Source organism: Promicromonospora sp. NPDC050880 (assembly GCF_044456525.1).
In the GTDB taxonomy this organism is placed as follows: Bacteria; Actinomycetota; Actinomycetes; order Actinomycetales; family Cellulomonadaceae; genus Promicromonospora.
The window spans coordinates 31,948-45,915 of the sequence record NZ_JBITFV010000004.1 but is presented as its reverse complement, the minus strand read 5'-3'; the positions used below and the strand labels follow the sequence as shown (position 1 = coordinate 45,915).

The window sequence follows — 13,968 nt, the reverse complement described above, 5'->3', positions numbered from 1 at the left end:
CCCTCAGGTCACCCGGGTGGCCGGAGGGCCTGACACGTCAGGCGGTTCTACCTCAGCAGACGCCCAGGTCCCGCCACGGGCCCCACGGCGTGGCGCCCGGCTCCTGGTGACGGGTCCACCACTTGGCCTGCCAGAGGTGGCCGTCGTGCGCCACCGTCTCGCCGCCCGTGTAGACCCAGGTGCTCGTCCAGGCCTGGTACGTCTCGTCGCCGCAGACGACGTCCGCCCCGACCTCGGCCCACGGGCCGTAGGGCTTGCCCGGCTTGTCGCCGCGGGTCCACCACAGGGCCACGTACACGGCGCCGTCGTACGACACCTCGTCACCGGCCCGGTAGACGGTCTTGCGGTCCCACGCCGGGGCCGCGGCACCGGTCACCTCGACGTCCGCCGACGCCACGGCGGGCTCGTCGAACGGGTTCGTCGTGACGTGCTCCGCCGAGTTGGTGTACGTGCCGCTCAGGGCGTCGGCGTCCACCGTGGTCTCGTACGAGAGGGTGACCGGGTCAGCGGCCGGCCCCACGTAGTCGAGGCAGATCGAGCCGCCCTCCGTGAGCACGGAGGAGGGGTCGCCCGCGTTCACGACGGCGGTGCCGAGCGTGCCCGCGAGGTTCTCGATCCCGACGGTCGCCGTCTCGGGCAGAGCGCCCAGGTCGGCGTACTCGAAGGTGATCTCGGGCCGGTCGTCGGCCACCGAGTTGTAGATCCAGGCCTGGAACGTGCCCACCGAGTTCGACAGGTCCGCAGGGTCCTCGCCGAACTCGAACGGGTCGTCCCACTGGACCACGGCCACCTCGCCGCCGGACGTCGCCAGGCGCACGCCGCGGTCGTTGGCCAGGGACAGCTCCAGGTCGGACCAGAGCGGCGCGATGACGCCGTTCGGCGTCGCCGTGCTGGGCAGCTCCTGGGGTGTCCACGGCTCACCGGCGTAACCGCCGGCGATGGTGATCAGGCCGTCGTCGGAGACGGTGAGGTTGGGCGACTGCTCCGAGTAGTGCGGGAACGGGCCGATGTTCGAGAACGCGTTGACGGCCACGCTGTCGCCGTCGAGCGTGCTGAACCCCACGCCCGCGGCACCGAGGTCCACGAACCCTGCCCACGCCGCGCACTGCGGGTCGTCCGCCGGCGTTGACGCCTCGTAGGATCCCACGGCCCCCACCTGCGTCGGCACGTCGACCTCCCACGTGATGGTCTGCCCGTCGACCACTCCGCCCCCGGTCACCGACGCCGGGTCGACCGTCAGGCCGTCCGGCACCGTGTCCGTGATCGTGTAGGTCAGGTCCTCCGGGGTCACATTCGGCTGGACCGTGATGTCGTACCCGACGGTGTCGCCGACGTCGGCCGCGTCGACCGACGCCGTCTTGGTCACGTCGTCCGCCACGCGGGAGAGCCGGACCGGGATCGAGCCGATGTCACCGGGGCTGTCCGGCGAGGTGCCGAGCACCGCGGTGCCGAAGTACAGGTCGCCCTCGGCGGCCTCGGGCAGGTTCCAGTGCACGCGCACGTCGTACGGCTCGCCCACGGGCACCTCGCCCTCCGGCCCGGCCACCCCGGCGTTGCCGAGGTCCTCGCCCGGCACGACGGCGGTCGCCAGCGTGTGGGCGTCGGGCTGGTTCTCGGTGCCGTTCCAGTTCTGCACCACGACCCACCAGGTGCCGGCCTCGGGGTCGGGCACCTCGCACAGCTCGGCGGCGGACGACGTCGTGGACGCGCACACCTGGGTCGCCGCACTCGGCGTGTCCCCGGTGCCCACGAACATGTCGAGGTCCGGCGCCTCGGCCGCGGTGATCTGGGCCACCAGGCGTGACGCGCCCTCGGGCACCTCCAGCGTGGTGACCTCGACCTGGCTCAGGTCGTCGAACGCGTCCGTGTTGGTCGGGTCCTGGCTGAGCGAGCCCTCGTGCTGGTCGGCCTTCACCAGGCCCTGCACGGAGCCCGTGAAGTCGCTGATGGCGACGGACTTCAGGCCGGTCACGGCCTGCGAGCCGGTGTCCCGGCGCGTGGTGATGTCGATCTCGTCGGGCAGGATCGCGCCGGACGGGACGACGGCAACCGGCAGGGTGACCGACGGGACGTCCTCGGTGCTCGGGGTGAGCGTGATGCGGCCGAACAGCGTCTCGCCCTCCGGCGCACCGGTCACGTCGGCGGTGACCGAGATGCCGAGCGAGTCACCCGGCGACACGGTCTCGGTCGAGAGGGTCACGTCCAGCGACAGCCCGTCGTCGGACACCGCGGACGGCGTCCACGTGACGTCGGCCGGGGCCGAGGCCGGCGCGACGGCCGTGCGGTCCCAGGAGCAGGTGGCCAGGCACTGGGTGTCGGCGAAGGACGGCAGGTTGAGCGTGCTCGGGTCGCCGCCCGCCTCCGGGTCTGCCGCCAGGTAGTCGGCAGCCGTCTCGTCGAACAGCAGGCCCGCCTGCACGGCGGCCCCGATGTCGATGTGCCCGCTGCCCTGCTCGTACGGCGTGGCGGGCGAGCCGTCGAAGTCCTTGACGGTCGTGCGCGCCGTGGTCATGAGGGCCGACTGCTGCTGCGCCGGGGTCCAGTCCGGGCGGGCCTGCGTGAGCAGGGCGCCGGCACCGGCGACGTGCGGGCTCGACATCGACGTGCCGGAGATGACGCCGTACTCGACGTGGTCGTAGGCGCCGTCGGCCACGCCGAGGGCGGCGAGGATGTCGACGCCGGGCGCGGTGATCGACGGGACGATCGTGTCGACGGCCCGGTTCGGGCCGCGGGAGGAGAAGCTGGCCATGGTGTCGCCGCGCGCGTCGTCGATGACGAAGTCCGTCCCGGAGACCGTGCCGGTGTGCCCGGTGCCCTCGGCGAGCCAGGCCCGGAGGGTCTGGCCGTCCGCGTAGGAGATGGCCAGGCCGGGCACGGCGAACGCGTCACCGAGCAGCGAGCCGCCGTTGGGCTCGTCGTTGGTCAGCACGAAGCCGGCCGCGCCCTGGGCCGCGACGTTCGACGACTTCTCCACGCGGCCGTTGCCGCCTCGGGCGCAGACCACGATCTTGTCCGTGAACTCGGCCTCGTGGCCCGTCGTCGCGGTGCACTGCGGGTCGCCCACCGTGGCCGCGTCGACGATCTCGGTCGCGGGCAGCGGCCCGGTCAGCGACTTGCCGGCCAGGTCGGGCAGGGTGCCCGCGCTGCTGGTCAGGTCACCCAGGGTGTTGACCATGTGCCGGTTGTGCGTCGAGGCGCCCACGGAGGTGATCCACGGTGCGTCGGCGGGGGAGCCGGTGGTCGCGAACCCGGGGCCGTCGTTGCCGTTGGAGGTTGCCACGAAGATGCCCGCGGCGCGCGCGTTGAGGAACCCGATCGCGTCGAAGTCGTTCCACAGGTCCGACGGCGAGGAGGAGCCGATCGAGTAGTTGATGACGTCCACGCCGTCGGCGATGGCCTGGTCGATCGACGCCGTCAGGCCCGCGGTGGTGCAGCAGCCGCGGTAGCTGATGACGTTCGCGTGCGGGGCGACGCCCGAGACGTCGAACGTCGGCGGGTCGGTGCCCTCCGGCGCCGTCGGCGTCACGTCGTTCACCACGTTGCCGCCCGACGTGGAGGCCGTGTGCGAGCCGTGCCCGTCCTCGTCCAGCGCGCTGCGGTCGGTGGCGCTGAGGAACCCGTAGGCGCCGATCAGCTTGCCGTTGCAAGGGAAGTCGGGGTCGTACTGGTCGGTGTTGGCCGGGTCGCACACGCCCAGGTAGTTGCCCGCGCCCAGCGGGTTGGTGTGCGTGTACCCGTCGGCGCCGGTCTCGGCGAAGGAGGGGCTGCCCGGGTGGATGCCCGTGTCGATGGTGCCGATCACGACACCCTCGCCCTTGTAGTCCTCCGGCAGGCCCAGCTCCTCGACGGCGTTCCACAGCGCGTCCGCGTTGCTCCAGGCGGGGCCTGCGTCGGTGTGCAGCTCACGCTCCTCGTCGAGCGCGATGTGCGCGACGGCGGGGTCGTTGGCCACCTGCGCGGCCTCGGCCGGCGTCAGGACGGCGGAGATGCCGTTGACGGCGTACTGGTAGGTGAACGGCACCTCGACGTCGTGCCCGACGGTGCGCTCCATGCGGGTGACGAAGTCGTCCTGCTCGGCCTCGAGGAACTCCGTGTACTCGCGCACCCGGGTGGACGAGGCGTCGAGCGTGCGGCCGGCCCGCGGGGTCGTGGCCTCCAGGCCGGCGACGCCGCCGTCGTAGCTCGGCACTGCGGCGTCGGCCAGGCGGATCAGGTAGGTGCGCTCGGCGGTGCCGCGCCCGAGCGCGAGCTTCTGGATGCCGGCGTCCCGCTCGACGCCGGGCTGCGGCGTGGTCTCGGCCGGCACCAGATCCTGGGCCAGGGCGTCGCGGGGATCGGTCTTGTCCGCGCCCGGCGGGGCCTGGGGGACGGCGACGGCCGCCGGCGCTACTGCCGCCGCCAGCGCCGTGACGGCCGCTAGGACGAGCATGGACGTTCTGGACCGGTGTGACATGTACGGCTCCCTCTGGTACGGCAGCGATGGGGTCGAGCACGTGCAGGTGTGCGACATTCCTCGCGTACCGGGGAACTGGTGTCAATGCTTCTGCACGCGTTTCACCCGGGTTGTCACAGGTGGCGGGGGTACGTGGTCAACCGTGCGACATCGACGAAAGGTGCAGCACGATGACAGTGTCAGAGAACCACGCGGCGCACGGGCACGGGGCCGGCGGCCATGACGGCGGCGGGCAGGGGGCGGCGTCGGGCGGCTGGACGACGGCGGCCCGGATGCTCCAGGACGCCTCACCGATCACCGTCCCCGAGGGCGCCTCGGCGATGACGATCCACGTGGCGTGGGAGCCGGGGGACCCGGGCACGCCGCCGCACCGGCACTCGGGGCCGGCGTTCGGTTACGTGATCCAGGGGGCGGTCCGGTTCGAGCTGGAGGGTGAGCCGGAGCGCGTCGTCGAGGCCGGCGGCACCTTCTGGGAGCCGGGCGGCGACGTGATCCACTACCAGGACGGCAATGCGCTCGGCGACGCCCGGACGGAGTTCGTGGTGACCATGATGTGCGCGCCGGGCAAGCCGATGCTGGAGCTGGTGGACGAGGCGGAGCTGGCCCGGCGAGCCCACCTCCGCGCCCCGCGGCCCACGTCCGCGCCGAGCTAGGACGGCCGCGACGTAGGACGGCGGCGGGGACGGAACCGCAGCCATGCTGCCGTTCCGTCCCCGCCGCCGTCCCACCTCGGGAGGGTGGATCGGCGGGTCAGTGGAAGCGGCCCCGGACCGCCTCGCCGTGGGCCGGCAGGTCCTCGTCGTTGGCCACGGCGACGATGCGGTCGGCGAGCTCGCCCAGCGCGTCGCGGCCGTACTCCACCTGCTGCACCGACTTGAGGAAGCTGTGCACGCCCAGGCCGCTCGCGAAGTGCGCGGTGCCGCCCGTGGGCAGCACGTGGTTCGAGCCGGCCATGTAGTCGCCCAGCGACACCGGCGACCACGGGCCTACGAAGATCGCGCCCGCGCTGTGCACCCGGGAGGCCACCGCGGCGGCGTCCGCCGTCTGGATCTCCAGGTGCTCCGCGCCGTAGGCGTTGACGACGGCCAGCCCGGCCTCGACGTCGTCCACCAGGACGACGGCGGACTGCGGACCGTCCAGGGCCTGTGCCACGCGGACGGCGTGCTTGGTGGCCGAGGCGAGGTCCTGGACCCGCGCCTCGACCGCGGCCGCCAGCTCGACGGAGTCGGTGACCAGCACGGAGGCGGCCATCGGGTCGTGCTCGGCCTGGCTGATGAGGTCGAGGGCCACGTGCCCGGCGTCAGCGGTGGCGTCGGCGAGGACGGCGATCTCGGTGGGGCCGGCCTCCGCGTCGATGCCGACGACGCCGCGCACCAGGCGCTTGGCCGCCGCGACGTACACGTTGCCCGGGCCGGTGATGACGTCGACGGGCTCGCAGAGGGTCTCGCCGTCCTGCGGCTCGCTGCCCGCGGCGCCGTAGGCGAACATCGCCACGGCCTGCGCACCGCCCACGGCGTACACCTCGTCGACCCCGAGCAGGGCGCAGGCCGCGAGGATGGTCGGGTGCGGCAGGCCGCCGTTGTCCTTCTGCGGCGGGGACGCGACGGCGAGACCGGGCACGCCGGCCTCCTGCGCCGCGACCACGTTCATCACCACCGACGACGGGTACACCGCGAGCCCGCCCGGCGCGTACAGGCCGACGCGCTGCACCGGGATCCACCGCTGCCGCACGACGGCGCCCGGCGCGAGCTCGGTCACGTGGTCGGTGGGCACCTGGTCGGCGTGCACCCGGCGGACCCGGCGGATGGCCTCCTCCAGCCCCTCGCGCACGAGCGGCGTCAGACTCTCGACGGCGGCCGTGACCGCCTCCGCGGGCACGCGCAGGTGCTCGGGGGACACGCCGTCGAACCGCAGCGCGATCTCGCGCAGCGCGGCCGCGCCGCCCTCGCGGACCTGGCGGAGCAGGGGCTCCACCGCATGGACCGCCTCGTCCACCCCGACCTCGGCTCGGGGCAGGACGGCGAGGAGCTCGCGCCGGCCGAGGGACCGGCCGCGCAGGTCGATGCGTTGGATCACCCGGCCAGTCTATGGCGGCCGGCGGGGGACAATGCTGTGGTGTCCAACTCTCGCGCTCACTCCAGCCCCGACTCCGCAGTGCCCGAGGTCCCCATCCGGGACGACGTCATCCGGCTGGGCCAGTTCCTCAAGCTCGCCGACCTCGCCGAGGACGGCGCGCAGGCCCGCGACCTGATCGCCGACGGGGAGGTGCGGGTCAACGGCGAGGCCGAGACCCGCCGAGGCCGGCAGCTCGTGCGCGGTGACGTGGTGAGCGTGCAGATGCCCGCGGGCGAGCAGTCGGCGAAGGTCGGCTGACCGGCGCGGGCCGGCCCACCGGGCCCGGGGCGCTCAGGAGGCCATGTACGTCGAGGCCATGGCCTTGTCGACCGTGATCCGCAGGACGATCCGGTCCGGGTTGGGTGACTGCTCGCGGTAGCGGCGGGCGTACCGGGCCTCGGCCTCCGCGATCTCGGCGGGGTCGTCGCTGAGGGTGATGGTGCCCTCCAGAGTGAGCCAGCGCGCGCGGTCGAACTGGCACAGGGCGGCCCGCTGCTCGCCGCCGTCGGGCAGCGGGCGGATGTTGCGCGCCTTGAACGACGTGCGGTTCGCGGTGACGCGCGCGACCCCTTCCTCGGCGTCCCAGGTGAAGCCGACCGGCACCACGTGCGGTGTCCCGTCGGGGCGCAGGGTGGTGAGGGTCGCGAGGTGGCGCTCGGTGACGAAGACGAGCTGCTCGGGGTTGAGTCGGAACACGTCGCGAGTCTAGGTGGGCGGGTGTGGGTTCCCCGTATATGCCGCCGGAGCGGATATGGCTAGTGTCCTGACAAATATCCGGCGTCGAAGGGGAGCCCCATGAAGCCGCGTACCTCGTTCCTGGCGGCGGGCATCGCCGCCCTGCTGAGCATCGGGCTGGCCGTGCCGGCCGTCGTCGCGCAGGCGGGCCCGACGACGACGGCCGCCGCCGACTGCACCGCGGCCGCGTGGACGGAGGGCAGCACCTACGCCGCGGGCGACCACGTGACCCACCGTGGCCGCGGGTACACCGCCCTGGTGGCGCACACCGCGCACGTGGGGGCGGGCTGGAGCCCCGACGCGACACCCACCCTCTGGACCGACGACGGCGCGTGCGCCACGCAACCCGACCCCGACCCCACCGACCCGACGCCCGACCCCACGGATCCGACCCCGGACCCGGAGCCCACCCCGGCGGACTGCAGCCAGCGCCCCAAGCCGTCCGGCAAGGTGCTGCAGGGCTACTGGGAGAACTGGGACGGCGCGAGCAACGGCGTGCACCCGGGCCTCGGCTGGATCCCGGTCACGGACTCGCGCATCACCCAGCACGGCTACAACGTGGCGACGCTCGCGTTCCCGGTGATCCGCTCGGACGGCACGGTGCTGTGGGAGGACGGCATGGACTCCGGCGTCCGCGTGCCCACCCCCGAGGAGATGTGTGCCGCCAAGGAGGCGGGCCTGACGATCCTGATGTCGATCGGCGGCGCGACCGCCGGGATCGACCTGTCCTCGCAGGCCGTGGCGGACCGGTTCGTCGAGACCATCGTGCCGATCCTGCGCGAGTACAACTTCGACGGCATCGACATCGACATCGAGACCGGCCTGACCGGCAGCGGCTCGATCACGCAGCTGTCCACGTCGCAGGCCAACCTGATCCGGATCATCGACGGGGTGCTGGCCGGCATGCCGGCCGGGTTCGGCCTGACCATGGCGCCCGAGACCGCGTACGTGACCGGCGGCAGCGTCACCTACGGCTCGATCTGGGGCTCCTACCTGCCGATCATCAAGAAGTACGCCGACAACGGTCGCCTGTGGTGGCTCAACATGCAGTACTACAACGGCTCGATGTACGACTGCTCCGGCAACTCCTACGCCGCCGGGACCGTGGCCGGCTTCCAGGCGCAGACCGACTGCCTCGACGACGGCCTCGTCATCCAGGGCACCACGATCCGCGTGCCCTACGACAAGCAGGTGCCCGGCCTGCCCGCCCAGCAGGGTGCAGGCGGCGGGTACATGGCGCCGTCGCTGGTGACGCAGGCGTACGGCTCGTACAACGGGGCGCTCAAGGGGCTCATGACCTGGTCGATCAACTGGGACGGCTCGCGCGGCTGGACCTTCGGCGACACCGTGAAGGCGCTCCAGGGCCGGTAGTCCCGGGAGCGGGCCCGACGTCGAGCGGCTGGGCGCTCGACGTCGGGCCTCCTGCTGTCAGGCCTCGGGAGGACTGCCGGGGCTGACCACCGGGAGGCCCAGGTGCCGCGCGGCGTGGAGCACCTGCTTGTCATAGGTCACCACAGCCACGAGGTCTTCGCCGAGCGCCGCTGCCGTGGCCACGTGTATCGCGTCGAGCGACCCGATGTGGATGTCGATCGCTGCTGCCGCGGCCACGACGCGCCGACTCACCTGACGTCGGGCGATCGGGGCGAGCACCGGACCGATGTGCGTCTCGTGGTCGAGCGCCTCACGGACGGCGAACCGCGCGAGCTCGATGTCGAGCAGAGCGGAGGAGGTGATGACGACACCCTCTCCCGTCACTCGCACCAGGTAGTCGACGAGGGCGTCCGAGTGCTCCTCACGGCGGACCTGCTTGAGCGCGGCGGACGTGTCGAGGTAGATCGCCCTCACAGGCGGTCTTCGCGGAGCTCGTCGAGCACCTCGGCCGTCGGGCGGTGCGGCTCCGGCGTGGCCGGGGGTACGTGGATCCGGGTGGTCCGGGGCAGGTCGTACTCGCCCTCGGCGACCAAGCGGTCGAACGGTGACGTCAGGATGGGAACCAGCCGTGCGATGGGGCGGCCGTGGTCCGTGATCATCACGGTCTCACCACCTCGGACCACGTCCAGGACGCGGCGCGTGTGCTGGTTCAGCTCGCGCACGCCGACGGCCGGAGGATCGGGCGGCGAGATGGGTCGGCTGGACATGCAACTCACATTACGCCGTGTTGTCAGACGGTGCACTACATGTCTGACAACACGGCGTCCTCGGTCACGAGCCGATCGAGTTCAGGACCGCCAGCTCGTCCTCGGGCAGCGCGAGGCTCGCGGCCGCGACGTTCTCGCGCAGGTGGGCCACCGACGACGTGCCCGGGATGAGCAGCACGTTCGGCGAGCGCTGCAGCAGCCAGGCCTGCGCCACCGCGGCCGGGGTGCTCCCCAGGCGGGCGGCCACGGCGTCCAGCTCCGCCGACTGCAGGGGCGAGAAGCCACCCAGCGGGAAGTAGGGCACGTAGGCGATGCCCTGCTCGGCCAGGGAGTCGATCAGCGCGTCGTCGGCGCGGTTGGCGATGTTGTAGAAGTTCTGCACGCACACGACCGGGGCGATCGACTGCGCCTCGGCGACCTGCTCGGGCAGCACGGTGCTCACGCCCAGGTGCGCGATCAGGCCCTCCGCCTGCATCTCGGCCAGCGCGGTGAACTGCCGCGCGAGCGAGCCCGGCTCCGGCCGGTCCACACCGCCCACGCGCAGGTTCACGACGTCGAGCCGGTCCAGGCCGAGGTGCTCGAGGTTCTGCTCGACGGCGCGGCGGAGCTGGTCGGGCTCCTGGGCGGGCGGCCAGCCACCCTGCGCGTCGCGCACCGCGCCCACCTTCGTGACGATGTGCAGGCCCGCCGGGTAGGGGTGCAGGGCCTCGCGGATGATCTCGTTGGTGACGTACGGGCCGTAGAAGTCGGCGGTGTCGATGTGGGTCACGCCGAGCGCGACCGCCTCCCGCAGGACGGCGACCGCCGCCGCGCGGTCGGCGGGCGGGCCGAAGACGCCGGGACCGGCGAGCTGCATGGCGCCGTAGCCGACGCGGGAGACGGTGATGTCGTCGGCGAGCGGGTACGTGCCGCCGGGGATCGTGTTCGTGGTCATGACGTCAACGGTCCGCCGGTCCGGCGTGGACAGGCAGTACCCGGCGCTTCCTGGGAGTGCGGGGACCAGGCACCGTCGGGCGCCGCGTCCTACGGTGGTCGCATGGCCGACAACCAGCTGGGCGAGTACCTGCGGGCGCGCCGCGAGCTCGTGCGGCCCGGCGACGTGGGGCTGCCGGCCGGGGGCGTGCGCCGGGTCGCCGGCCTGCGCCGCGAGGAGGTGGCCCTGCTGGCCGGGATCAGCGCCGACTACTACCTGCGGCTGGAGCAGGGCCGGGACCGGCATCCGTCCGTGCAGGTCGTGGAGTCGCTCGCGCGGGTGCTGCTGCTGGACGAGCCCGCGACGCGGCACCTGCTGAAGCTCGCGGCGCCCGCCCCTCGCCGCCGCCGGCGCACGCGCCGCGAGGTGGTGCCCGCCGGGACGCTGCGGCTGCTCGACCGGGTGGGCGTACCGGCGTACGTCGAGGGGCGGTACTTCGACGTGCTGGCGGCGAACGCCCTGGCCGGAGCACTGTCGCCGAACCTCCGCCGGGGCGGGAACCGGCTGCGCGACCTGTTCCTCGACCCCGCCGAGCAGGCGCTGCACGGGGACTGGCCCGCCGTGGCGCCGAAGATCGTCGCCCGGTTCCGCGAGGCGGTCGGCACGGAGACCGACGACGAGCGGGTGGAGCGGCTCGTGGGGGAGCTCTCGCTCGCCTCGGAGCGGTTCCGCACGCTGTGGGCGCGCCACGACGTGAACCTCGGCACGCCGCACACCACGCGCATGCTGCACCCGCAGGTCGGGGAGCTGGACCTGGACATGGAGAAGCTCGCGATCGTGGGCACCGACCGGCAGATGCTCGTGCTGCTGCACGCGGACGCCGGTTCGCCCACCGGGGAGCGGCTGGCGCTGCTCGCCTCGCTCGCGGCGTCGTCCGGTGCGGGACCGCACCCGGCCGCGAGCGAACCCGCCGACGTCACCTAGGGCTGTGGACGACCGGGTCGCGGTGTCGGTGGCCTCTCCTAGGATCGGTGGCGTGACCAAGGACCCCTTCGCAGACCTGCCCTTCGCCATGGAGGAGCCGCCCGACGACGCCCTCCTGACCGAGGTCGGTGATCCGGCGCTGCCGCCGTCGGCGCGGAACACCCCCGAGGCGCAGGCGGCCAAGCTGCAGATGCTGCGGGGCCTGCTGGACGACGGCGGGGTGGCGCCTGCGGCGCCGGTCCGCCGGCCGGCCCGGACCGAGGTCGCGGATGGTGGCGCGGCCGGGGACGCGGACGTGGACCAGGCGGCGGCTCCGGACGTCGCGGGCGAGGAGTCCCTGGAGGAGGCGGAGGCGCCCGCCCCGCCGGTCACGGCAGCGACGCCCGGCGCCTCGCTGCGCGAGGAGGCCGAGGCAGCGCTCCGCGAGCTCGTCGGCCGCGACGACGCGCGGCTGCGCGACGACCAGTGGACGGCCATCGAGGCGCTCGCCGCCTTCCGTCGCCGGGCCCTGGTGGTGCAGCGCACCGGGTGGGGCAAGTCGGCGGTGTACTTCGTGGCGACCCGGCTGCTGCGGGCCCGGGGCGCCGGGCCCACGGTGATCGTGTCACCCCTGCTGGCGCTCATGCGCGACCAGATCGCCGCCGCCGCCCGTGCGGGGATCCGCGCGGTCACCATCAACTCGGCGAACATGACGGAGTGGGACGAGGTGCACGCGTCGATCGCCCGCGGCGAGGTGGACGTGCTGCTGTGCTCGCCGGAGCGGCTGAACAACCCGGGCTTCCGCGACGAGGTGCTGCCGCGGCTGGCGGCCGACGCCGGCCTGGTGGTCATCGACGAGGCCCACTGCATCTCGGACTGGGGCCACGACTTCCGGCCCGACTACCGGCGCATCCGTACCCTCCTGGCCGACCTGCCCACGGGTATCCCCGTGCTGGCCACCACCGCCACGGCGAACGAGCGCGTCACGCAGGACGTGGCCGAGCAGCTCGCCGTGCACGCCGACGGCACGGCCGCCGAGGACGTGCTGGTGCTGCGCGGCGCGCTCGACCGGGAGTCCCTGCACCTGGCGGTGCTGGAGCTCGGTGACCAGCCCACCCGGGTGGCCTGGCTGGCCGAGGCGCTGCAGGACATCGAGGGGTCCGGCATCGTGTACTGCCTCACCGTGTCGGCGGCGGAGCAGGTCGCCGAGCAGCTGCGCGGCTACGGCCTCGCCGTCGCCGCGTACACGGGCCGGACCGAGCCGGCCCAGCGGGAGCAGCTCGAGGCCGAGCTCAAGAACAACGAGGTCAAGGCCCTGGTGGCCACCTCGGCGCTGGGCATGGGCTTCGACAAGCCGGACCTCGCCTTCGTGGTGCACCTGGGCGCGCCGTCCTCGCCGATCGCGTACTACCAGCAGGTCGGCCGTGCGGGCCGTGGCGTCGACCAGGCGCTGGTGGTGCTGCTCCCCGGTACCGAGGACAAGGCGATCTGGGACTGGTTCGGCGAGCAGGCGTTCCCCGCCGAGGGGCAGGTGCGCGTCACCCTGGACGCCCTGCGGTCCGGCGGCACCCTGTCGACCGCCGCGCTGGAGACGCAGGTGGACCTGCGGCGGTCCCGGCTGGAGACCATGCTCAAGGTGCTCGACGTGGACGGTGCGGTCCGGCGCGTGCGCGGCGGCTGGGAGTCCACCGGCCGGGAGTGGTCGTACGACGCCGAGCGGTACGCCCGGGTCGCCGCGACCCGGGCCGCCGAGCAGCAGGCGATGGTCGACTACGTCGCCACCCCCGGGTGCCGCATGGCCTACCTGCGGGCCCAGCTCGACGACCCCGACCTGGCTCCGGGCTGGTCGTGCGGTCGCTGTGACCGGTGCGGCGCGATGGACCTGCCCGAGGCGCCGGACGCCGAGGCGGTGGCCGCTGCTCGCGCCGAGATGGACCGGCCCGGCGTGGAGGTCGAGGCCCGCAAGATGTGGCCCACCGGCCTGGCGGCGATCGGCCTGGACCTCAAGGGGAAGATCCCGCCCGGCGAGCTGGCCGAGCCCGGGCGCGCCGTGGCGCGCCTCGACGGCCTGGGCTGGTCGGGTCCGCTGCGTGACCTGCTCGCCCCGAACGCGCCCGACGGTGAGCTCCCGGTCCACCTGCGCCGGGCCGCGGCCCGGGTGCTGGACGAGTGGGAAGCGCTGCGCCCGCCGGCCGAGACCGCGCCGGACGAGCAGGACGAGCACGACGCGAGCGGCCAGGAGGGGACCGTCGTGCCCGAGCCCGGTCCGCTGGTGGTGGAGGCCGTCGTGGCGGTCCGTTCCGTCAAGCGACCGCAGCTGTCCTACCACCTGGCCACGGGGCTCGCGAAGTACCTGGGCGTGCCGATGATCGGCGCGATCGGCCCCGTCGCCGGCCAGGAGGAGCCGGGCCGGCACGACGTGAACTCGGCGATGCGGCTGGCCGGTGTCGCCAGGCGCCTGCAGCCGCAGCTCGGGGAGGCCGCGCTGCGCGGGCTGCCGGGCCGGGCGGTGCTGCTGGTGGACGACTACACCGACTCGGGCTGGACGCTCACGGTCGCGGCCCGGCTGCTGCGCCAGGCGGGCGCGTCCGCCGTCTACCCGTTCGTCCTGGCGATCCGGTGACCGCCCGGCGTCCCGTGACGTGTCCCAC

Annotated in this window: 11 protein-coding genes; 5 read left to right on the top strand and 6 right to left on the bottom strand. The window is 73.5% G+C overall.

Going from position 1 to position 13,968, the window contains the following annotated elements:
• Positions 1–52: 52 nt before the first annotated feature.
• Entirely contained in the window at positions 53–4,429 is a 4,377-nt protein-coding gene (locus tag ACIBBF_RS09305) for a S8 family serine peptidase (RefSeq protein ID WP_397412766.1), read from the bottom strand.
• Between the two features lie 194 nt (positions 4,430–4,623).
• On the opposite strand from ACIBBF_RS09305, the gene ACIBBF_RS09300 reads away from it, so the two are divergent.
• Positions 4,624–5,106 (top strand): cupin domain-containing protein, encoded by a 483-nt coding sequence (locus ACIBBF_RS09300; protein ID WP_397412764.1) that lies wholly within the window; start codon positions 4,624–4,626, stop codon positions 5,104–5,106.
• Positions 5,107–5,203: 97 nt separating this feature from the next.
• Here the strand turns inward: ACIBBF_RS09300 and hisD are convergent, their stop codons facing one another.
• On the bottom strand, positions 5,204–6,529 hold the full coding sequence (gene hisD, locus ACIBBF_RS09295; RefSeq protein WP_397412762.1) for a histidinol dehydrogenase: 1,326 nt from the start codon (positions 6,527–6,529) through the stop codon (positions 5,204–5,206).
• Between the two features lie 39 nt (positions 6,530–6,568).
• On the opposite strand from hisD, the gene ACIBBF_RS09290 reads away from it, so the two are divergent.
• Positions 6,569–6,826 carry an RNA-binding S4 domain-containing protein gene (locus tag ACIBBF_RS09290; RefSeq protein ID WP_397412760.1) on the top strand — a complete coding sequence of 86 codons (258 nt, stop codon included), beginning with the start codon at positions 6,569–6,571 and terminating at the stop codon, positions 6,824–6,826.
• A gap of 33 nt (positions 6,827–6,859) precedes the next feature.
• On the opposite strand, the gene ACIBBF_RS09285 is transcribed toward ACIBBF_RS09290, so the two are convergent.
• Positions 6,860–7,264: a pyridoxamine 5'-phosphate oxidase family protein gene (locus tag ACIBBF_RS09285; RefSeq protein WP_397412759.1), complete on the bottom strand. Its 405-nt coding sequence runs from the start codon at positions 7,262–7,264 to the stop codon at positions 6,860–6,862.
• A gap of 99 nt (positions 7,265–7,363) precedes the next feature.
• Between ACIBBF_RS09285 and ACIBBF_RS09280 the strand changes: the two genes are divergently transcribed.
• Complete coding sequence (locus ACIBBF_RS09280; RefSeq protein WP_397412758.1) at positions 7,364–8,674, top strand: carbohydrate-binding protein; 1,311 nt, start codon at positions 7,364–7,366, stop codon at positions 8,672–8,674.
• Positions 8,675–8,731: 57 nt separating this feature from the next.
• On the opposite strand, the gene ACIBBF_RS09275 is transcribed toward ACIBBF_RS09280, so the two are convergent.
• From ACIBBF_RS09275 to ACIBBF_RS09265, 3 genes are all read right to left on the bottom strand, one after another.
• Complete coding sequence (locus ACIBBF_RS09275) at positions 8,732–9,148, bottom strand: PIN domain-containing protein (protein ID WP_397412756.1); 417 nt, start codon at positions 9,146–9,148, stop codon at positions 8,732–8,734.
• Positions 9,145–9,441 carry a type II toxin-antitoxin system Phd/YefM family antitoxin gene (locus tag ACIBBF_RS09270; RefSeq protein ID WP_397412754.1) on the bottom strand — a complete coding sequence of 99 codons (297 nt, stop codon included), beginning with the start codon at positions 9,439–9,441 and terminating at the stop codon, positions 9,145–9,147. Before ACIBBF_RS09270 ends, ACIBBF_RS09275 begins: the two co-directional genes overlap by 4 nt.
• Positions 9,442–9,505: 64 nt before the next feature.
• Entirely contained in the window at positions 9,506–10,375 is an 870-nt protein-coding gene (locus ACIBBF_RS09265; RefSeq protein ID WP_397412752.1) for an oxidoreductase, read from the bottom strand.
• Between the two features lie 102 nt (positions 10,376–10,477).
• Between ACIBBF_RS09265 and ACIBBF_RS09260 the strand changes: the two genes are divergently transcribed.
• Positions 10,478–11,338, top strand: coding sequence for a helix-turn-helix transcriptional regulator (locus ACIBBF_RS09260; RefSeq protein WP_397412750.1), 861 nt, complete (start codon positions 10,478–10,480; stop codon positions 11,336–11,338).
• Between the two features lie 52 nt (positions 11,339–11,390).
• Complete coding sequence (locus tag ACIBBF_RS09255; RefSeq protein ID WP_397412748.1) at positions 11,391–13,940, top strand: RecQ family ATP-dependent DNA helicase; 2,550 nt, start codon at positions 11,391–11,393, stop codon at positions 13,938–13,940.
• Positions 13,941–13,968: the final 28 nt, after the last annotated feature.